Consider the following 20379-nt stretch of genomic DNA (forward strand, 5'->3'; position numbering starts at 1 on the left):
CGGCAAGGCTTCGAACACCTGCCCAGAATCACATCTGGCACGGCCATCCAACCCCTCGCTGAACACGTTCCGCGTTGATTCCGAAATGGCCTCTAAGAGCTATGCGAGTGTTTTTCAAAAAGCCGCAGGAGGCGACGCGAATCTTGTATTCAGGAATGTAATAAGACTGCTACATGAAAGAAAATTGCTCTACAAAGTCGAAGAAATTATGACTGATCTAGTAGGGGCTTTTAGCATCCGCCTTAACCATAATTCTGAATTTGATACTTATTTGAAAGTGGAAGTATCCCTGGATGGCAGGAAGTTTATCCCTCTGGATCTAGCAGGAACCGGCGTCCTTCAGTTGCTTCAAATTATTTCGTATGTTGCATTGTTCAGCCCCATCTTTTTGTTAATTGACGAACCAGATAACCATCTTCATCCGTCACGGCAAGTTCTACTCTCTCGTGCTTTCGACAAAATTTCTAGTGACTATGGAGCAACGGTTGTTGTGTCTACGCATAGTCGGCATCTTTTAGCTTCGGCGGCACTTGATACAAAGATTATCTGGATGAAGGACGGTCAAGTCGAGTCTGACGATTGTCGTGATCTAGCAACCGTTTTGGTCGATTTGGGCGCACTTGATCAACTTGATTCTAGAGGTGCAGATTGCATTATATGCACAGAAGACCGTGGCAAGAATATCATTGAGTCGGCTGTCGTCAGCTTGGGCCTTTCCGATCGCGTGAAAGTAATTTCTTATAATGGCATAAACAACGCAGGATCAGCTGTCGCGATCAAGGCGATGTGCGACTTGCTTCAGAGAAAGCCTGCTGTTTTAATTCATCGAGATCGCGATTTTCTTAGCGATGCTGAATTGGAGATTTGGGGGAAAGACTACACAAGCAGGGAAATGACGATCTTTTCACCCCCCCTCTGTGACGTCGAGGCATATCATTGCACTGCCGACAATATTTCGGATGTATATAGTATTGATATTGCGGAAGCGAGCAATATAGTTTCCGAAATTATCAAGAAAAGCACGGACGAATTGCGGACAAAATTCAAAGACAAACGCCGGGAGGCAAATTTGAAGTTTTGGCGCGATGGTGGCGGCCCTGCAACAGACGAACTTTGGCCCGAGGGAGCGGAAGCTCAGTTCCAGAATGTTTGTGGAAAAGAACTGTTGAAAGTTCTTAATCGGCAACTTCCTGATAAATTAGGCCAGAGGCAAAATTTGCTTGCCAAGGCAAGTGTGGAATTTGAGAATTCTCTTCGATACAAACTAGAAGAGATAGGCATCACCCCGTGATGCCTACCGTTGCTGGCCGCGCCTTGGGCCGGGCATTCACACGTTGTGTCGCACCCAGATACGGATCGCCGGATCGAGCCACAGGCGGCCCCACTCTGCGATGACGAAGATAAGCCTATTGCTCGCCAGAAGCTTAGTAACCTTAGAGAATGAGCGCTCTATGTGCCCAGTGCCTAGATAACCTTGATGACCTTACGGGCGCTTCACTTGCTAGCCTCATGGGAGCTTCAATGAACCACCCATCCACGCCAGCCGGCAGAAGAGATGCGCCGTGGCTCATTTGGCTCCTGTGGATCATTCTATGGCTGGAGGTGAGCTATATCTCTGGAATCTGCCTCCTGCTGCTGTTCATCGGACTCCTCTTCGATGATGACGGCACGCCCTTCGCCAAAATCGTCATGACCTTCGGTGTCGGGGCGGCGCTGCCTGTCGTCATCGGCCTGCTCGGCATGCGCTTGGACCACCTGTTCTACCGCCGCAATCGGCCCGCCCTGCGCTATGCCACCCTGCTGTTTTTCATCCTGGGTCTCTGGGCTGCCCTCCGGCTCTTGAGGCTTCCCTTCATGCCATTCTGAGCAAGCAGCGGCGGCATCGCGCTTGGTAGAGTTCGCCCGTTTGAGTTGGAATCGACCCTTCAACACCGTCATACCCGCGCAAGCGGGTATCTTCTGAAGGTGGGGCGCCCTTCCCGGCGACGGCGATATCTGTGACGGTCAAAAAGATGCCCACTTGTGGGCATGACGGCCTGAGTTGTTTCAACGAAAGACTGACAGACTCCAGAAGCACGGTCAGAGTAGAACTTCACCCAGTAGATCCCCGTGACAAGCACGAGGATGACGAATGAGCGATCGGAGAGTGGCTCGCTCAATAAAGGCCGAGCGCCACCCGCCTCACCCCACCTGGAACCCATGCGCGAAGGGATCGCGCGGATCGACGAAGATCGTGTTGATCCCGGTCAAGCGCGCCCAGCCGGCAATGCTCGGGCGGATGGCGGCGAATGGCCCCACCGCGGCCGCCGCTTCCACGCGGCCGTCGAAGAGGCTGCCGATGATGCTTTCATGCACGAAATCATCGCCCACGTTCAGCCGCCCGCGCGCCGCGAGCTGCGCCATGCGGGCGGAGGTGCCGGTGCCGCAGGGTGAGCGGTCAATCGCCTTGTCGCCGTAGAAGACGGCGTTGCGGGCATGGGCGCGCGGGTCGCGCGCCGGCCCCGTCCATTGCACGTGGCTGACGCCGCGGATCGTCGCATCCTCGGGATGCACCACCTCCACCGCCTGCTGCATCAGCCGCCGCACGAGGGGGCTGAGGCGCAGAATGTTCCCGGCGGAGAGGGCGTCGAGCCCCGCGTAATTCTTCTGCGGCTCGATGATGGCGTAGAAATTGCCGCCGTACGCCACATCCACCACGAGTTCGCCCAAGCCCGGCACGTCGATCACCACATCTGCGGCGGCGAGGTAGGAAGGCACGTTGTGGATGCGCACGCTTTCGATGAAGCGCCCCTCCGGCCGGTATTCGGCAAGCACGCGGCCGGCCGGCGCATCCAGCGCCAGCACGCCCTCCTCCCGCGGCGTGGCGAGCCCGTTCTCCAGCGCCATCGTCACCGTGCCAATGGTGCCGTGGCCGCACATCGGCAGGCAGCCCGAGACCTCGATGAAGAGAATGCCGATGTCGCAATCGGTGCGCGTCGGTGGATAGAGAATGGAGCCGCTCATCACGTCATGCCCGCGCGGCTCGAACATCAGGGCGCGCCTGATCCAGTCGTAACGCGCCAGGAAATCCTGCCGTCGCGCGCTCATCGTCTCGCCTTGCAGGATGGGGCCGCCGCCCGAGACGAGGCGGACGGGATTGCCGCAGGTATGGCCGTCGAGACAGCTGAAGGTGTGCACGCCCGTCACGCTCATCGGTCAGGCCTCCTGAAGCGTCTCGCGCAGGGTGCGCGTGCGGTATTCGGTGCGGAAACGGCCGCGCCGCTGCAATTCCGGCACCAGCAGATCGACGATGCGAATGAGGTCGGCCGGCACGGAGACGGTATGGCCCAGCATGAAGCCGCCGCGGCTGCCCGTCGCCTCGAAGGCTTCTTCCAGCATGTCCGCGATCTGGCTGGGTGAGCCCGCAATCGTCTTGTCGTAGGCGGTCGCACTCTTCACGCCATAGTCGAAGAAGGTCTCGCGGCTGATTTCGGTCTCGGCGCCCAGCGCCAGGCTCAGCTCGTGCACGAAGCCGATGGGCGAGGCCTGGGCCGCGACGATTTGCGCCTGCACCTCGGCCAGCGTGAAGCGTTCCGGCAGGGTCGAGAAGTCATAGCCGTTGTTGTAGGAAAGATAAGCGCCCACGGCCTCCTGAGGGATCGCCGTCAGCAGCCGTTCCCGCTGTGCCAGGGCCTCCGCCTCCGTCTCCCCCACCACGATCGGCGTCTGCCACAGAATGCCGACGGTCGCGGGGTCGCGCCCCTGCGCGACCAGCGCCTCGTCCAGCGCGGCGCGATGCTTCACCTGGCGGGACAGCGCCATGTCGGGGCCGAAGACGTAATCGGCAACGTACGCCGAGGCGCGGATGCCGCGCGGCGAGCCGCCAGCCTGAATCAGCACCGGCCGCCCCTGCGGCGAGGGCGGCGTGTTGAGCGCGCCTTCCACCTTGAAGAAGCGGCCCTCATGGCGTACGCGATGCACCTTGGCCGGGTCCGTCACCCGCCCGGTCTCATAATCCCAGAGCATGGCGTCAGGCTCGGTGCTGTCCCACAGCTTGCGGCAAACCTCGACGAATTCCTCCATTCGCTCATAGCGGGCGCCATGCTCCATCAGAGCGTCGAAGCCGAAATTGGCGGCGTCCGATGTGCGGGTGGAGGTGACGAGATTCATCGCGATGCGCCCGCCCGTCAGATGATCGAGCGAGTTCATCAGCCGCGCCACGTAGTAGGGGTGCATGAAGGTCGAGGAATAGGTGAGGCCGAAGCCGATATGCTTCGTCACCCGTGCCATCGCGACCATGACGGGATTGAGGTCCTGGCGCGGCCAGCTGATGCCCCATTCGATGGCGGCGTCGGGCGAGCCGCGCCAGGTATCGGGAATGCCCGTGCCGTCCCCGGAAAAGATCATGTCCAGGCAGCCGCGCTCGGCGATGCGGGCGATCTCCTCGAACATCTCGACATCGGGGAAATGACGGCCGGGCCAGGCCCCCGGCATCCGCCACCGTCCGCCCATGTGGGTGTACGAGATGTCGAAGCCGAGATGCATGCGGGGCTTGGCCAAGCGGAGATCCTTCGCGCGCGCGTATCGCGGCGAGCCTAGGATGCTCCGGCCTTTGGGGAAAGCGGTTTGCGAAGTCCCCGCCGGGCCGCGATGCGCTGACAAAGCATGGGAGGAGCGTCAGGCACCGGCGGCCCGGCAGGGTCGCCGCGCCCGGGTGCCAGGAGGAGGGTCACCCGGGGGCAATCGTCCGGAAGGGAGGATGCCTCCCCTCCGCAATCTCAGAACCCCGGCCGTTCAGGCGCCGGGGTGATGCGCTCAGCGCGCGTAGGTGCCGGCCACGATCCGCGGCAGGTCGGCACGGCTGAAGCCCAGCTCGCCCAGCTCGCGGTCGGAGTAGGTGTCCAGCTCGCGGGCCATCTGCAGGCGCTCGGCCCGCTCGGCGCGGCGGTCCGCCATTGCCTGGCGCAGCAGCTTGAGGCCGCGGAAGACGGTGACGAAGCCGAGGAAGTCGGTGGCATTGCCGAAGCTGTCCTGGGCGCTACGGGTGCCGTTGAGGTCAGCGAAGGTCGCCATTTTCGGGGTGTTCCTATGATCCGTTGTTGCAGCGCAGCATTAGCCCCTTTCGCGGTTCTTGTCCAGTATTACGTGCTCTATTCGCTACAACGAATTGCACAGGCAGGGATGCACGAATGTCGCACCTCGCGTCATTTGCGCCAGAGGCCAAAGCGCAGATGGCCCTTGCGTCCCCGGCACGATTGCTGGAGCGTGAGCCGGGCCGCCTGCGCGGCCGGCAGAGGGAGCGGCAGAGCATGAGCAGAGGGGCAGCGGCATCGGGCCCGCACGGCTTCGACCCTGAGGATATCGAGAGCTATTTCGCCCTCGCCCGCATCCATGGGGAGACAGCCGACACCGCCCAGCGCATCGCCGATCTGGAAGACATCGGCCGCGTCGCCTGGCGCCTGATGACGCCGGAGCAGAAGACGCTCTTCCGCTCCGAACCCGAGGTCCTCGCCATCGCCGACAGCTTCGGGGATTTCGCGGACGACCAGAACGCCGATTTCTGAGGCCCGCATCATGATCCGACCTGAAACTACCCACCCGGCGCTCGACGCCCTGCTCGACCGCGTCATCGCCGAACGGCGCCTGGTCGGCGCCGCCGTGCTCCTCTTCCGGGACGGCCAGCCCTTCTATGAGAAGGCCGTCGGCCTGGCGGACCGCGAGGCCGAGCGGCCGATGACGATGAACACCGTCTTCCGGCTCGCGAGCATGACGAAGCCCATCGTCTCGGTCACGACCCTCGCCCTGGCCGAAGCCGGGCTGCTGACGCTCGACGATCCGGTGACGCGCTTCCTGCCCGAGTTTCATCCGAAGACGCCGGATGGCGCGGTCGCCGAAATCCGCATCCGCCATCTGCTGAGCCATACGGCCGGCCTCTCCTACGGCTTCCTGCAGCCCGAGCCCTCGGCCTATGTCGCGGCGGGCATTTCGGACGGGCTTGATGCGCCCGGCATCACGCTCGCCGAAAACCTGCGTCGCCTCGCGGGCCAGCCGCTGCGCTTCGCGCCCGGCACCGCCTGGCATTATTCCCTGGCGACGGACGTGCTGGGCGCCGTGCTGGAAGCAGCCTCGGGCCAGAGCCTGCCCGATCTGGTGTCCGAGCGGATCACCCAGCCGCTCGGCATGACGGAGACGCGCTTCCGCGCGACGGCGGCAACGCCGCTCGCCACCCCCTATGCCGATCCCGCCGCACCCGGCGAGGCGCCGCGGCGGATGACCGAGCCTTTCGTGCTGCATCAGCCCGATCCGGCGCTCGGCGAGGTCCATTACTCACCGAGCCGCGCCTATGATGTGCAGGCTTATCCGACTGGTGGCGCTGGGATGATCGGCACGGCGGCGGATTACATGCGCTTCCTGGAAGCCTTGCGCGGGGGCGGTGCGCCGATCCTCTCCGCCGCCTCCACCGCCGCCCTGGTCGGGGATGCGATTCCGGACCTCGCCACCGATACGCCCGGCTGGGGCTTCGGCCTCGGCGTCGCCTGCCTGCGCGATCCCGCCGCTGGGGAGACGCCGCAAAACCCCGGCGCCTGGGGCTGGGGCGGCGCTTTCGGCACGAGCTTTTGGGTCGATCCTGCTGCTGGTCTCAGTGCCGTCGCGCTTACCAACACCGCGCTGGAAGGCACGAACGGCCCCTTCACGCGTGAGCTGGTGCGGGCGGCCTATGCGTAACCGAAATGTGACCTTTCGGCCTTTCTTCTCTTCGCCGTGATCCCGCCCACCTCCTCTTCATTGGAACGTGGAGAACGGAGATGACGAAGGCGATGCGACTGGACGGGCGGATGATGCGGGTGGCGCTGATGGGGCTGATGCTGGCGGGCGCCGCGATCAGCCTCTCGGCCTGCAATACGGTGGCGGGCGCCGGGCAGGATGTGAAGAACACCGGCCAGGCCACCACCGACGCCGCACAGTCCGTGCAGCAGAAGATGTAAGCTCTCTGCCATCCGGCTGAGAGACCAGAGCCCCGCGGCCCGAACAGCCGCGGGGCTTTTTTTGTTCAGGCGGCGAGCAGGCGGGTGATGGCGAGCGCCACGACCTGGGTCGCGGCCTGGAGGTCCGAGAGCACGAGGTTTTCGTCCGCCCGGTGGCCGTTGGCTTCCAGCATGGTGCGAGGACCGGCGCCATACAGGACGGTCGGGATGCCACGCTCGGTATAGAGCCGCGCATCGCAATAGATCGGCGTGCCTTCGGCGCCGATCCGCTCGCCCAGCACCGTCTGAGCCGCATCAGTCAACGCATCCACCAGCTTGTCCTGCCCGGGCACCATCTCCATCGGCCGCACCACCAAAATCTGGGTGACATTCACGGCGATGCCGGGCAGGCCGGCCGCCGCCTGGGCAATCAGGTCGCGCAGCTCCTGCTCGACCGCGCCCGGGTTCTCTTCCGGAATCATGCGGCGGTCGATGCGGAAGGTGACGCGATCCGGCACGACATTGGTGTTGATGCCGCCCGCGATGAGGCCGACGTTGAGATTGGCGTGGCCGATGCCGGGCACGGCCGAGACACGTGCGGCGAGCCCGCCGCGGAAGGCATAGAGGGCGGAGAGGATCTGTGTCGCCGCCGCCAGTGCGTCCGCCCCCGTCTCCGGCCGGGCGGCATGGGCCGAACGGCCACGCACCGTCACCTCCAGATGCAGGCAGCCGTTATGGGCAATGGTCACTCCATAGGCGAAGCCCGCGCTGATCGCGTAATCCGGCTCGGAAAGCCCCTGTTCCAGAATCCAGCCCGGGCCGATGAGCCCGCCGGTTTCCTCGTCATAGGTGAGGTGCAGTTCCACCGCGCCTTCCAGCGGCAGGTCAGCGTCCCGCAGGGCCAGCAGTGCGAAGGCATAGGTAGCGAAGTCGGATTTCGAGACGGCGACGCCGCGGCCGAACATCCGCCCGTCGACGATTTCGGCACCGTATGGGTCGTGCGTCCATCCCTCGCCCGGCGCCACCACGTCCCCATGCGCGTTGAGCGCGATGACCGGACCGGGCCCGAAGCGATGGCGGATGATGAGGTTCGTCGCCGAGATCATGCCGGCTGCCTGCACCACCGGCTCGGGCACCGGATGCCGCTCCACCGTGAAACCCAGGGCTTCGAGCAGTCCTGCCGCCATCGCCGCGTGGGGCGCACAATCGCCCGGCGGATTGTCGGACGACTGGCGCACGAGCGCCGCGAGAAACGCGACCTCGGCCTCGAAGCGGGAGAGCACGGCCGCGCGCACGGCCTCGTCCTGCGTTGCCGTCACGCTGCTCATGGCATCAGTCCCTGGGTTCTTACGAGGTTCGCGTAGATGCCGTCCTGCGCCACCAGCTCGGCATGGGTGCCCCACTCCACTGCCCGCCCCTCGGCCATGACGACGACGAGATCCGCGCTGCGCACGGTCGACAGGCGGTGCGCGACGATCACCGTGGTGCGCCCGGCGCGGAGATGGGTTAGCGCGGACTGCACGGCCGCTTCGCTCTCGGCGTCGAGGGCGCTCGTCGCCTCGTCGAGCAGAAGGATGCGGGGGCTGCGCAGGAAAGCGCGGGCGAGACAGACGCGCTGGCGCTGACCGCCGGAAAGACGGCTGCCGTTATGGCCGACGATGGTCTGCGCGCCTTCCGGCAGGTCGGCAACGAAGAAGGCGGCGGCGGCATCCACCGCCTGGGCCACCTCCTCCTCGGTCGCGCCCGGCCGGCCCATGCGGATATTGGCTTCCACCGTATCGTCGAAGAGCAGGGAATCCTGGCCGACATAGGCGATCGCGTCGCGCAGGCTTTCGAGGGTGACACCGCGGATGTCATGCCCGTCGATTTCGATGGCGCCACTCTCGACCTCATAGAGGCGGGGAATGAGGGCGAGGGCGGTCGATTTGCCTGCGCCGGAAGCACCGACCAGGGCAATGGTCTGGCCCGGCTGGGCGGCGAAGCTCAGCCCCTGCAGCCCCGGCCGTCCGTCGGGATAGGTGAAGCGCACGTCGCGGAAGCAGAGCGCGCCCGGGCCAGGGGGAAGCGGCGCGGCCCCAGGGCCGTCGGCGATGGCGGGCTGCTCGTCGATGACGGAGAAGGACCGGGCGAGGCCGGCGAGCCCCTCCTGCACCGCGGCATTGAGGGAGCCGAGGGAGCGCAGAGGACGGGAGGCGAGCATCAGCGCCGCGACGAAACCCGAGAAATTGCCGAGCGTCGCGGCCCCGGCAGCAGCGCGCCAGCCGGCAAAGCCGATGACGAGGGCGACGGTGACGCCGCCCAGCACTTCGAGCACAGGATCGACACCGGCGCGGGTGCGCACCATGCGCAGCAGCGCACGGTAGAGCTGGGAGAAGACCCGCTCGGCACGGTGCCGCTCCACGTCTTCCAGCCGGTAGGCACGCACGGTGCGGCTCTGGGCGAAGCTCTCGTTCAGCACCATCGCCGTCTCGCCCATCCGCTCCTGCATATTGCCGGAGGCACGGCGCACGCGCTTGCCGATGCGCTGGATGGGTACGGCGGCCAAGGGATAGAGGGCGAGAGCCAGCACGCTCATCAACCAATCCATGTAGACCATGGAGGCGACGAGGCCGACGACGGTCATGGAATCGGACACGCCGTTGACCGCGCGGGTCATCGCCTCACGGATGGTCGCGGCATCCGTGGTGAAGCGCGCGGCGAGCTGCGCCGGTGCCTCCCGTTCCATCCGTTGCAGGTCGGAGGTCACGAGATGCCCGAACATGCGGTTCTGCAAGTCGCGGATGACGAGCAGGACGAGGTTCTGTGTGGCCACCGACTGGCCGAACTGTACGGCGGCTTTGAAGCCCGTCACCACCAGCACCAGAATGGGAATCTGGTAGAGGATGCGCTGATCCTTGCGCACGAACATGCTGAAGGCCTGGTCGATCACCGCGGGGTAGAGTGCGGTGGCGCCGGCGACGAGCGCCGTCAGGATCGCGACGATGACGATCCGCCCCTTGTAGCCGCGCAAATGCTCGCGCCACAGGCGTCGGACCAAGGCACGGGTTGATTCATTGGTTGGCAAGGTGCTCATCGCGCGGCCCTGTATCAAGAAGCGGGCCGATCGGCCACCCCGGCCTGGCGTGCGAGCTCCGCACGGCAGGCTTCTTCGTCATCGTTGCATCCGCGCGCGATCCACCAGGCCCGCACCGCCCGCAACGCCGCGCCCAGCGCCGGCCCCGGTGTCAGGCCGAGCGCCAGGCCGTCGCGACCCTGCAGGGGGAAGATCGGCGCCTCCATGGCCGCAAGCCTCTGGCGCAGCCCCGCAGCGTCCGGTCCGGGCGCATGCCGCAGAAAGGACCGGCCGACCAGGACGTCGCGTGGCGTATCGGCCAGCGCCTGGCGCAAGGCCACGGGGCCCGCCTCCGGTCCCGGCACCGCGCCGGTCAACAGCTGGGCAAGCCGCTCCCGCTCGACATTGGAGAATTTCCAGCGGAGCGCCAGCGCATCACCCCGCGCCGCGTCGTCGACGATCGCCGCCAGGCGCAGCAAGGGCTCGGGGGGCGCGCCGGCCGTCGCCAGCCGGCCGAGCCGCGCCGGCCACCCGGGTGCGGCCTCGGGCAGCAGGGCCGCGAAGACGCCGAGATCGGCCATCAGCGCAAGGCCGGCGCGCGGATAGGGCGTGCCCAGAATCTTCCCGGTCTCCGACCACAGGCGCTCGGCGGAGAGAGTGCCAAGCTTCGGCGCCGCCGCCTGCAGGGCCGCGGCCGTCTCGGCATCGGGTGCTTCCCGGCCATAGCGGATGTGGAAGCGGAAGAAGCGCAGGATGCGGAGGTAATCCTCGGCAATGCGTTCGGCCGGCGCGCCCACGAAGCGCACACGCCCCGCCGCGAGATCCTCCGCGCCGCAGAAATAGTCGAAGAGGGTGCCGTCCACGTTCAGCGACATGGCATTGATGGTGAAGTCCCGCCGGGCGGCATCCACGGCGAAATCCTCGGTGAAGGCGACGACCGCGTGGCGCCCGTCGGTCTCCACGTCCTGCCGCAGCGTCGTCACTTCGATCGTGCCACCCTCGGCCACGGCGGTGACCGTGCCATGGGCGAGGCCCGTGGGGATGGCTCGAATGCCAGCGGCCTGCAAAGCACGCATCGTCGCGTCAGGGGGCGTGGGAGTCGCGACGTCGACGTCCGCGACGGGCCGTTGCGCCAGAAGATCGCGCACTGCGCCGCCCACGATGCGCGCAGCCGGCAGCGCCGCGAGCACCGGGCGGACGCCCGGCAGGGAGAGAAGCGGTGTCGGGTCGATTGAGGCCATCACCTGTGCCAGAATGGAGCGCGGTCGCGAGCCGCGAGGCCCGTTCCGCTGCCTAGCCAAAAATGCGGCATTTGGCCATTTTTCCTGGCCGCGGTAAGCGAGGCCGACGCGCCTTAAGCGGGGAGCACCCAATGTCCAAGCCGATTGCCGACATCCTGAGCGCCATGGCCGGCCGCCGGATCCTCGTCATCGGCGACGTGATGCTCGACCGGTTTGTCTATGGCCGCACCGAACGCGTCTCCCCGGAGGCACCCTCGCTGATCCTGGCCGCGGACCGGCAGGAACAGATGCTGGGCGGGGCTGCCAACGTTGCCATGAACGTGCTCGCTTTGGGCGGCGTCTGCCACCTTGTGGGCCTCTGCGGCGGAGACGCGATCGCCAGCGAACTGACGGAGGAACTGGCCCGCTTTCCCGGCATCGAGCCCGATCTCGTCACCGATCCGGGGCGCTCGACGACCCTCAAGGTCAGGCTGGTCAATCCGCAGTACAACACGCATCTGCTGCGGCTGGACTGGGAGGTGACGCGCCCGGCGGAGGGCAGCGTGCTCGCCGCGCTCACAGGGCGGGCGGTGGCAGCGGTCGCCCAGGCCGAGATCGTCATTTTCTCGGACTACCTCAAAGGCGTCTTACAGCCCACGCTGATGCAAGCGGTGGGTGCGGAAGCCAAGCGCCGCGGCATTCCCGTCATCGTCGATCCCAAGGGGCAGGATTTCGCGCGCTATCGGGGTGCGACGATCATCGCCCCCAATTTGCACGAGCTGTCGCTCGCCGTGGGCCATGCCGTGCCGCAGGAGGACGCGGCCGTGGAAGCCGCCGCCGCCGAGGTCACGGCAGCCTCCGGGGTCGCGAGTCTCGTCGTCAAGCGCAGCCAGGCAGGCGTGCAACTGGTGGAGAACGGCCGCACGGTCGTGCGCTTTCCGACGGTCGCCCGCCGTGTGACGGACGTCTCGGGAGCTGGCGATACGCTGGTCGCGGCCCTCGCCATGGCGCTCGCCGCCGGCGCCTCCCCTGCGGAAGCGACGCGCATCGCCAATGCCGCTGCCGGCATCGCGGTCGGCAAGAAGGGCACCGCCGCCGCCACGGCCGATGAACTCGCCGAACTGCTTCTGCGCCGGCATGAGCATCGCATCTCCTCCAAGATCTTCGCGGCCCCTGAGGCTCTGCGTGCTCAGGTGGAAGCCTGGCAGGCGGACGGCCTGTCCGTTGGTTTCACCAATGGCTGTTTCGACCTGCTGCATCCCGGCCACATCTGGACGCTCACCGAATCCCGCAACCGGGTGGATCGGCTGGTCCTCGCGCTCAACTCAGACGCCTCGGTGCAGCGGCTGAAGGGGCCGCAGCGGCCCGTGCAGAACGAAGCCGCCCGTCTGACGGTCGCCGCCGCGCTCGAGGCGGTGGACGCCGTCATCCTCTTCGGCGAGGACACGCCGCTCGACCTCATCTTGGCCCTGCGTCCGAACGTGCTGTTCAAAGGCGGGGATTATACGCCTGCGACCGTTGTGGGCCGTGCCGAGGTGGAAGCCTATGGCGGCCGCGTCGACATCATCCCCTACATGCCGAACACGAGCACCACGCAGATGATCGCGCGGATGGGGGCCATGGATGCGCGTCAAACGGGGCTCGGCACCGGCAGCGTCGTGCCGGCCCTGGAAACGGCGAACCCCGCGAAAGGCTGATCTGCCGTGCCCCTGCAGCCGAGCCCCGCTGTACTCGCCGCCTCTCAAACGGCCATGACTTGGCTCCGTGACACCGCTTGGCCCTTCTGGCTCGCCAGGGGGATCGACCACGCGGCGGGCGGACGGCCCGTCGGCTTTCACGAATTCATCGCCCTCGAGGATCTGAGCTGCTCGGCCGAGTTCCGTCGCCTGCGCGTGGTGACGCGGCAGAGCTTCGTCTTCGCCGAGGCGCTGCGGGAAGGCTTCACACCGGCGGCTGCCGCTCTGGACCTTGGCCTCGACTATCTACGCCGCCACGCCTTCGACCCCGATGGCGGCTACCATTGGCGCTTCGATCTGCGCGGCGGGGTGATCGACCCCAAGCGGGATCTCTACGACCACGCCTTCGTGCTGCTGGCTCTCGCTGCGGCCATGCAGGCCCGGCCCGATCCCGTCTTGCGGGACGAGGCCCTGGCGCTCGACCGCTACCTGCAGAAGGCCTTCCCGCATCCCGCCGGCGGCTATGGCGAAAGCCTGCCACCCAGCCTGCCCCGCAGGCAGAACCCGCACATGCATCTGCTCGAAGCCTGCCTCGCCGCGACCGAGGCATTCGGTCGCGATCCCTTCCTCACACGCGCCGAAAGCCTGATCGATCTTTTTCTAACCCGCCTCTTCCAGCCCTCCGAAGGCGCACTCGCCGAGTATTTCGACGAGGGACTGGTGCCGCATCGCGAACACGGACGGTTTGCGGTCGAGCCTGGCCACCATGCCGAGTGGATCTGGCTGCTGCACTGGCACGAAAGCCTCTGCCGCCAGCATGGTCGCTCGGTCCCTCCCGCCCTCGACGCCGCGATGCGGGCGCTCACCCGCTTCAATGATCGTTTCGGTATCCATCCGGAGACCGGGGCACTCGTAGACGTGTTATGGAGCGACGGCAGTGTCGCATCGGCCGGCCAGCGGCTTTGGCCCCAGACCGAACGGCTGAAGGCGGAGCTGCTGCGCCGGGATCCGGAAGAGAGCCGCATCCTCGCCGCTTATGCGGTGTTGCAGCAGCACATCGCCCCGGCACCGCCTGGCTTGTGGATGGAGCAACGGCGCGAGGATGGCAGCTTCGCAGCCATGCCGGCTCCGGCCAGCAGCCTCTATCACCTGACCTCGGCCTATGTCACCGCCGCGCGAATCTTGAGGAGTAGACTGATTTGATCGTCGTCACGGGGGGAGCGGGCTTCATCGGCTCCAACATCGTCGCCGCGCTGAACGACGCTGGCCGGCACGACGTCGTCGTCTCCGACCTGCTGCGGAGCGAGGGCAAGTGGCAGAACCTGCGCAAGCGCGTGCTGCAGGACGTGGTGCCCCCGGAGGAGCTGATGGCCTGGCTCGACGGCCGCCGCGACATCGAAGCGATCGTGCACATGGGTGCCAATTCCTCGACCCTCGCGCAGGACGGGGACGACGTGATGAAGCGGAACTTCCGCTTCTCCCTGGCCCTGCTCGACTGGTGCACCGCCCAGGGCGTGCCTTTCATCTACGCCTCCTCGGCGGCCACCTATGGCGGCGGCGAGGCGGGGTTCGATGACGACCTGTCCCTCTCCTATCTGCAGACCCTGCGGCCGCTCAATCTCTACGGCTGGAGCAAGCAGCTCTTCGACCAGGTCGTCTCGACGCGCCTGGAAGGCGGCAAGCCGCTGCCGCCCGTCTGCGTCGGGCTGAAATTCTTCAACGTCTTCGGTCCGAACGAGTACCACAAGGGACCGATGATGAGCCTCGTCTCGAAATACTTCCCGGCGATCCGCCGCGGCGAGACGATCGACCTCTTCCGCAGCTACCGGCCCGACTATGCGGACGGTGAGCAGTTGCGGGACTTCGTCTATGTCCACGACATCACGGACGCGATCCTCTGGCTGCTCGATGGTTATCGTGGCACGAGCCTCTTCAACCTCGGCAGCGGCCGCGCCCGCAGCTTCATCGACCTTGTCGGGTCAATCTTCGATTCCTTGGGCCTGGAACGGAAGATCCGCTTCGTCGAAATGCCGGAGGCGATGCGCCCGCGCTACCAGTATTTCACCGAGGCCAATCCGGCGCGGCTGCAGGCGGCGGGATATAACCGCCCAGGCACCCAACTGGAAGAAGCGGTGGGCCATTTCGTCCGCACCTATCTCGATACCGATGACCCCTACCGCTGAACCTCCTCCGGCGCATTACGCAGCCGGTCCGAAGCAGGCCTAGCCAGAAGGACCCTTCGGCCCTAGAGACTGTTGGACACTGTCTCCTTTCTTCGTCGTTCTCAACGTTCGAGTGGCCTTGCGATGACCGATACAGCGCCCGCCCCGGATCACGTCGCCTCGCAGACGGAGGCACCGGCATCTTCGGCCGAAAACCCAAAGGTATCGTCCCCCGCACAGAAGCCGAATTTCCCGCACCCTTCGGAAACACCGACCCAGCTCGGGCCGCGCGGCATTCGTTACGACTTCAACCACGGCGCGCGGGTGGTGCTGCCCAGCCGCAGCAAGGGCCAGTGGCGCATCCGCCTGACCGATCTCGATACCGGCAACATCCTGTTCCAAAGCGACAATCAAGGCGCCTTCATCCGCTCCTCGAAGCGCTTCTTCGTCCGCTTCGGCATCGAAGTCTCGGAGGTCGAAGAGGATGGCAGCGTCACGCCGGTCTTCACCCATGAGCAGGAGGTGCGGGACCGCGAGGTGCTGATCCACCTTCCGGTCGGCACGCTCGGCGACACTATGGGCTGGTTTCCTTACGTCGTCCGCTTCGCGCGCACCAAGGGCGCCAGGGTCACCTGCTCGCTGTCCAAGCTCATCCTGCCGCTGTTCCGTGACGCCTATCCGGACATCACGCTCGCGACCCATGAAGAGGTCGAGGAGAAGAAGCTCGCCGCCAACGCCTATGCCACCTACTGCATCGGCTTGTTCTTCGACGACGCCGCATTCGAATGGCAGCCGACCGACTTCCGCCATGTCGGGTTGCATCGCACGGCTGGCTACATCCTCGGGGTCGACCCGACCGAAGAGGCGCCGCAGCTCTCCTTGCCGGACGAGAGCCGCCCGATCCCCGAACCCTATGTCTGCATCGCGGTTCAGGCCTCGACCCAGGCGAAGATGTGGAACAATCCGAACGGCTGGCGGGAGATCATCACCTTCCTGAAGGAGCGGGGCTTTCGCGTCATCTGCATCGACCAGAAGCCGGTGCACGGCCAAGGCATCGTCTGGAATCACATCCCACATGGCGCCGAGGACGAAACGGGGGACCGCCCTCTCGCCGAACGGGCGCGCTGGCTCCGTCACGCCTCCGCCTTCATTGGCCTGTCATCGGGTCTCGCATGGCTCGCCTGGGCGGCCGGCTGCCCGACCGTGATGATCTCGGGCTTCACGCACCCCGACAACGAATTCGACACGCCCTATCGCATCATCAACTGGCACACCTGCAACAGCTGCTGGAACGACGTGCGGCATCGTTTCGATCACAGCGACTATCTCTACTGCCCGCGCCACAAGGGCACCGATCGGCACCTGGAATGCACGCGGCTGATCACCGGCACCCAGGTGATCGGGGTGCTGAAACGCGTGCCGGAGCTCAACCCCCGTGCCTGAACTGCCGACCCTCCCGAGCTTGGAGGGGCCGCGCGGCCTTCGCTACGACTTCAACGAAGGTATCCGCCTCTTCTTGCCGCCACGAGAAGCCGGACTCTGGCGCGTGCGACTGACGGACGTCGACACCGGCAACATCCTTTTTCAGACGGAACTGGCGGGCGGCCAGGTGTCGAGCGCCAAGAAGTGGTTCTTCCGCGGCCGCATCGAAGTTTTCGACGGTGCGGATAGCGTCTTCGACCACAGCTACGACGCGCGAGGCCGCGAGGTACTGATCCGTTTCCACATCGGCACGCTGGGCGATATCCTGGCCTGGTTCCCCTATGCCGCCGCCTTCGCCGAACGGCACCGCTGCCGCATGACCTGCTGCATGTCCGAGCATCTGATTCCGCTTTTTGCGGAGGCCTATCCGCACATCCGCTTCATCACGCCAGAGACGCCGGACGATCACGTCTATTACGCAACCTACAAAATGATGATGTTCTTCGGGGACGTGAACCGGGACTGGAATCGTTGCGAAGGCCGCTGGCTCAGCCTGCAGGGCAACGCCGCCCATCTGCTGGGCATCGACGCGCGCGAGCTGCGTCCGCGCCTCGCCCTGCCGGACGAGAGCCGCCCGATCGCGGAACCCTATGCCGTGATCGCGACCCAGGCCACGGGACAAGCCAAATACTGGAACAGTCCGGACGGCTGGGACCAGACCATCGCCTATCTCAAATCCCGTGGCCTGCGCGTCATCTGCATCGACCGCAGCCGTGTGGAGACGCGCGGCTTCATCCGCAACGCCATGCCCTTCGGCGCGGAGGATCAGACGGGAGACCGCCCCTTGGTCGAGCGCGCGCGTTGGCTACGCCACGCCTCGGTATTCGTCGGCCTCTCCTCTGGCCTCTCCTGGCTGGCCTGGGCGGCGGGCTGCCCCGTCGTCATGATCTCGGGCTTCACCCATCCGCTCAACGAATTCCATACGCCTTATCGCGTCATCAACTGGCATGTCTGCAACAGCTGCTGGAATGACGACACCACCGCCTTCGACAATCAGGACCGTGCGGATTTCCTGTGGTGCCCTCGCCACAAGGACACGCCGCGCATGTTCGAGTGCTCGCGCGCCATCACGGCACAACAGGTGATCGCAGCGATCCGCCGCGTACCCGGCCTGCCGCCCACGCCATGACAACACCGCAACCACACCGGGAGGATTGGGCGGAGACGGCGGCAGCGCTTCTGCAGATACAGGAACGACAGCTTTTCTTCCTGGGTGGCGCGCCACGTTCGGGCACCACCTGGCTGCAGCAGATGCTGGATGCCCATCCCGATGCCAGCTGCCGCGGCGAAGGGCTCTTCGCGAAGCTGCTCTATCCGCTGATCGACGGCATGCTCGGTCGCCTGCGCAAGGATCTCGGCGACAAGAACCAGACGGTCTTCTCGCATCTCGAAGGCTATCCCTTGCCAGGCGAGGAGGAACGACAGTTCCTGGCAGCCAGCATGATCCTGCTCGCCCTGCGCCGCCAGGCGAGCGGTCGGGATTGCCGCGCCTATGGCGAGAAGACGCCCGAAAACGTCTTCTTCATCCCGCAGCTCGCGGCGCTGTTCCCGCGCGCGAAATTCATCGTCATCGCGCGGGACCCGCGCGACGTCATCACCTCCGCCTGGCATTTCTTCCGGGGTGACAAGGAGGTCGAAGGCGGGGAAGAGGCAAAATTCGCCTTCATCCGGTCGGCGCTTCCCTCGCTCGCTGACGGTCTACGCGCCGCTATCGCTCATACGAGCCGCAGCCCGGACCGCTGCCGCACGGTCACCTACGAGACGCTGCAGGCGGCGCCGCAACCGGCCCTCGCCGGGCTCTTTCGCTTCCTCGGTCTCTCTGACGATCCGCCGATCGTCACCGACTGTATCGAGCGAACCCGTTTTCGGGCCGCAACCGGCGGCCGGCCGGCCGGAGAGGCGAAGGACGGCACCTTTCTGCGCAAGGGCGTAACGGGCGACTGGCCTTCCACCCTGACGCCCGGCATGAACGATCTCATCCTCGAAAGCCTCGGCTGGGCCTTCCCTCATTTCGGCTGGACACCTTGAGCGGATAGCATGGCCGCCGCCTGGTCACAGGCGGCGCGCAGGCTGGCCGCGCTGGCGAGGCCCTTGCCCGCAATCTCGAAGGCCGTGCCGTGGTCGACGCTCGTGCGGATGAAGGGCAGGCCCACCGTGATATTCACGCCTTCGTCCAGGCCGAGATACTTCACCGGGATCAGTCCCTGGTCGTGATACTGCGCGACAACGACGTCGAACTCTCCCTGGCGCGCGCGCATGAAGATGGTGTCACCCGAAAACGGGCCTGAGGCCGCGATCCCTTCGGCCCGCGCCGCGGCGACCGCCGGCGCGATGATGTCGATGTCCTCGCGCCCGAAGGCGCCCCCCTCCCCGGCATGCGGGTTCAACCCAGCCACACCAATGCGCGGCCGCGCGAGGCCGAATTGCAGGCCCGCTCGATGCGCCAGGCGAATGGCGCGCAGCTCCGCCTCGGGCGTCACCAGCCGGACGGCCTCCGCCAGCGGCACGTGGATGCTCACGAGCAGGACGCGCAGTTCCTTGTTCGCGAGCATCATGGCGTAGTCGGTGATGCCGGCCCGTTCGGCCAAGATTTCGGTATGGCCGGGATAGTCGATGCAGGCCGCGTGCAGCGCCTGCTTCGAGATCGGCGCAGTGACGATCGCCGAGATTGCCCCCTGCTGCGCGGCATCGATCGCATGGGCGATGGCGTCGAAGGCCGCGCGCCCAGCGCGCGCATCCACCCGTCCCATCGGCAGATCCTCCGGCAGCTTGCTGACGGAAACGACATCGATCCGGCCCGTCCCCCGGCCGGCGAGACCCGCATGCGCAACCTCGATGATGTCGAGGGGCACATTCAGCAGCGTCGCCGCGCGGCGGAGACTGCCGGCATCCCCGAAGACGACGGCCGGCCGGTCGTAGCCCTCCGCAAAGAAGCGAACCACGATCTCGGGCCCGATCCCGCACGCATCCCCCATCGTGATGCCCATCGGCGGCTGCGTCATGCACATGATTCCCCTGCGACTTGCCCTCCACCTAGCGCTTCGGCCGTCGTGTACAAAGCAGGCGACACGCATGAGAGGATCGCCGGCCATGGCGCAGAGCGGAACCGGGCTTGAGACGGCAGCCCGCCAATTGGAGGAGCAGGGCTTCGCCCAGCTCCAGGCGGCCGAATTGGAACCGATCCTGGCGGCCGCGGGCCTGGCAGACTGGGCCGGCTTCGCCGACAGCTGGAACGACCTCGGCCTTGACCGCTTCATGGCGGATGGGGGGCGCTACCGGCGCCGCCGCTTCGCAGCCTTCGCCGCCGGTGCCGAAGGCATTACGCGCAAGCCGCACCAGCCGCATTACCAGAGCCGGGACTACAATGCGCTCAACGGCGGCATCGAACGCTGGTTCGAACCCGTCACCGAGGCTGTGGCGGCGCACCCTGCGCTGAAGGCCGTGCTGCAGGTCACCAACGATCTCTTCACCCGCCTAACCGCGCCCGATCTGAGGCCGCGACGCTGGCACGTCGAGATGCACCAGTTCCGGATCGAGGCGCAGCCCGACGCGCTCGGCCAGCCGACGCCGGAGGGGCTGCATCGGGATGGGGTCGATTGGGTGCTGGTGCTTCTCGTGCGGCGAGAGAACGTCGCCGAGGGCGAGACCAGCATCACCAATCTCGAAAAACAGCTGATGTTACGCTTCACCCTGGCCACGCCTATGGATGCGGCGCTGGTCGATGACAGCCGGGTCTATCACGGGGTGACGCCCGTCCGGCCGCTGGACCCGGGAGCGCCCGCCTTCCGGGACGTGCTGGTGCTCACCTACCGGCGCGAATAGAAACACCCCTTCCCTCCGATC

General features: G+C 65.9%; 19 protein-coding genes. 12 read left to right on the top strand and 7 right to left on the bottom strand.

What is annotated here, in order from left to right; translation table 11 throughout:
* The coding region (locus ACYQ6W_RS07225; RefSeq protein ID WP_459674470.1) for an ATP-dependent nuclease at window positions 1-1291 on the top strand (1291 nt) is incomplete at its 5' end.
* Window positions 1292-1602: 311 nt separating this feature from the next.
* Complete coding sequence (locus ACYQ6W_RS07230) at window positions 1603-1866, top strand: hypothetical protein (protein WP_459674471.1); 264 nt, start codon at window positions 1603-1605, stop codon at window positions 1864-1866.
* A gap of 315 nt (window positions 1867-2181) precedes the next feature.
* On the opposite strand, the gene ACYQ6W_RS07235 is transcribed toward ACYQ6W_RS07230, so the two are convergent.
* The 3 genes from ACYQ6W_RS07235 to ACYQ6W_RS07245 all read right to left on the bottom strand — a co-directional run bounded on the left by ACYQ6W_RS07235 (window position 2182) and on the right by ACYQ6W_RS07245 (window position 5052).
* Window positions 2182-3192 carry a 4-hydroxyproline epimerase gene (locus ACYQ6W_RS07235; protein ID WP_459674472.1) on the bottom strand — a complete coding sequence of 337 codons (1011 nt, stop codon included), beginning with the start codon at window positions 3190-3192 and terminating at the stop codon, window positions 2182-2184.
* Between the two features lie 3 nt (window positions 3193-3195).
* Entirely contained in the window at window positions 3196-4539 is a 1344-nt protein-coding gene (locus tag ACYQ6W_RS07240; protein ID WP_459674473.1) for an NtaA/DmoA family FMN-dependent monooxygenase, read from the bottom strand.
* A 255-nt stretch (window positions 4540-4794) separates the two neighbouring features.
* A complete protein-coding gene (locus ACYQ6W_RS07245; protein WP_459674475.1) occupies window positions 4795-5052 on the bottom strand; it encodes a hypothetical protein in 258 nt (85 codons plus the stop codon).
* Window positions 5053-5288: 236 nt separating this feature from the next.
* Between ACYQ6W_RS07245 and ACYQ6W_RS07250 the strand changes: the two genes are divergently transcribed.
* From ACYQ6W_RS07250 to ACYQ6W_RS07260, 3 genes are all read left to right on the top strand, one after another.
* A complete protein-coding gene (locus ACYQ6W_RS07250; RefSeq protein WP_459674477.1) occupies window positions 5289-5543 on the top strand; it encodes a hypothetical protein in 255 nt (84 codons plus the stop codon).
* Window positions 5544-5553: 10 nt separating this feature from the next.
* On the top strand, window positions 5554-6705 hold the full coding sequence (locus tag ACYQ6W_RS07255) for a serine hydrolase domain-containing protein (protein ID WP_459674478.1): 1152 nt from the start codon (window positions 5554-5556) through the stop codon (window positions 6703-6705).
* A gap of 80 nt (window positions 6706-6785) precedes the next feature.
* Complete coding sequence (locus tag ACYQ6W_RS07260; RefSeq protein WP_459674479.1) at window positions 6786-6965, top strand: hypothetical protein; 180 nt, start codon at window positions 6786-6788, stop codon at window positions 6963-6965.
* Window positions 6966-7030: 65 nt separating this feature from the next.
* Here the strand turns inward: ACYQ6W_RS07260 and ACYQ6W_RS07265 are convergent, their stop codons facing one another.
* The 3 genes from ACYQ6W_RS07265 to ACYQ6W_RS07275 are packed head-to-tail and all read right to left on the bottom strand — an operon-like array spanning window position 7031 to window position 11237.
* Complete coding sequence (locus tag ACYQ6W_RS07265) at window positions 7031-8272, bottom strand: M20/M25/M40 family metallo-hydrolase (protein WP_459674480.1); 1242 nt, start codon at window positions 8270-8272, stop codon at window positions 7031-7033.
* On the bottom strand, window positions 8269-10017 hold the full coding sequence (locus ACYQ6W_RS07270; protein WP_459674481.1) for an ABC transporter ATP-binding protein: 1749 nt from the start codon (window positions 10015-10017) through the stop codon (window positions 8269-8271). The genes ACYQ6W_RS07265 and ACYQ6W_RS07270 overlap by 4 nt, the downstream gene beginning before the upstream one ends.
* A 14-nt stretch (window positions 10018-10031) precedes the next feature.
* Window positions 10032-11237, bottom strand: a complete 1206-nt coding sequence (locus ACYQ6W_RS07275; RefSeq protein ID WP_459674483.1) for a CCA tRNA nucleotidyltransferase — start codon at window positions 11235-11237, stop codon at window positions 10032-10034.
* Window positions 11238-11368: 131 nt separating this feature from the next.
* Between ACYQ6W_RS07275 and ACYQ6W_RS07280 the strand changes: the two genes are divergently transcribed.
* From ACYQ6W_RS07280 to ACYQ6W_RS07305, 6 genes are all read left to right on the top strand, one after another.
* The gene (locus tag ACYQ6W_RS07280; protein WP_459674485.1) at window positions 11369-12913 is read left to right on the top strand and encodes a PfkB family carbohydrate kinase; all 1545 of its coding nucleotides are present in this window, start codon (window positions 11369-11371) and stop codon (window positions 12911-12913) included.
* 54 nt (window positions 12914-12967) lie between these two features.
* Window positions 12968-14095 carry an AGE family epimerase/isomerase gene (locus ACYQ6W_RS07285; protein ID WP_459674487.1) on the top strand — a complete coding sequence of 376 codons (1128 nt, stop codon included), beginning with the start codon at window positions 12968-12970 and terminating at the stop codon, window positions 14093-14095.
* Window positions 14092-15075, top strand: coding sequence for an ADP-glyceromanno-heptose 6-epimerase (rfaD, locus tag ACYQ6W_RS07290; protein ID WP_459674488.1), 984 nt, complete (start codon window positions 14092-14094; stop codon window positions 15073-15075). The genes ACYQ6W_RS07285 and rfaD overlap by 4 nt, the downstream gene beginning before the upstream one ends.
* A 123-nt stretch (window positions 15076-15198) precedes the next feature.
* Window positions 15199-16497 carry an autotransporter strand-loop-strand O-heptosyltransferase gene (locus tag ACYQ6W_RS07295; RefSeq protein WP_459674489.1) on the top strand — a complete coding sequence of 433 codons (1299 nt, stop codon included), beginning with the start codon at window positions 15199-15201 and terminating at the stop codon, window positions 16495-16497.
* A complete protein-coding gene (locus ACYQ6W_RS07300) occupies window positions 16490-17665 on the top strand; it encodes an autotransporter strand-loop-strand O-heptosyltransferase (protein WP_459674490.1) in 1176 nt (391 codons plus the stop codon). Before ACYQ6W_RS07295 ends, ACYQ6W_RS07300 begins: the two co-directional genes overlap by 8 nt.
* Window positions 17662-18564 (top strand): sulfotransferase family protein, encoded by a 903-nt coding sequence (locus ACYQ6W_RS07305; protein ID WP_459674491.1) that lies wholly within the window; start codon window positions 17662-17664, stop codon window positions 18562-18564. The genes ACYQ6W_RS07300 and ACYQ6W_RS07305 overlap by 4 nt, the downstream gene beginning before the upstream one ends.
* Here the strand turns inward: ACYQ6W_RS07305 and pdxA are convergent.
* On the bottom strand, window positions 18543-19538 hold the full coding sequence (gene pdxA / locus ACYQ6W_RS07310) for a 4-hydroxythreonine-4-phosphate dehydrogenase PdxA (protein ID WP_459674493.1): 996 nt from the start codon (window positions 19536-19538) through the stop codon (window positions 18543-18545). The two genes, ACYQ6W_RS07305 and pdxA, sit on opposite strands and share 22 nt — an antisense overlap.
* 88 nt (window positions 19539-19626) lie before the next feature.
* Between pdxA and ACYQ6W_RS07315 the strand changes: the two genes are divergently transcribed.
* Window positions 19627-20358: a 2OG-Fe dioxygenase family protein gene (locus tag ACYQ6W_RS07315; RefSeq protein WP_459674494.1), complete on the top strand. Its 732-nt coding sequence runs from the start codon at window positions 19627-19629 to the stop codon at window positions 20356-20358.
* The last annotated feature ends 21 nt before the right edge of the window (window positions 20359-20379 follow it).

Source organism: Acidisoma sp. 7E03 (genome assembly GCF_054665075.1).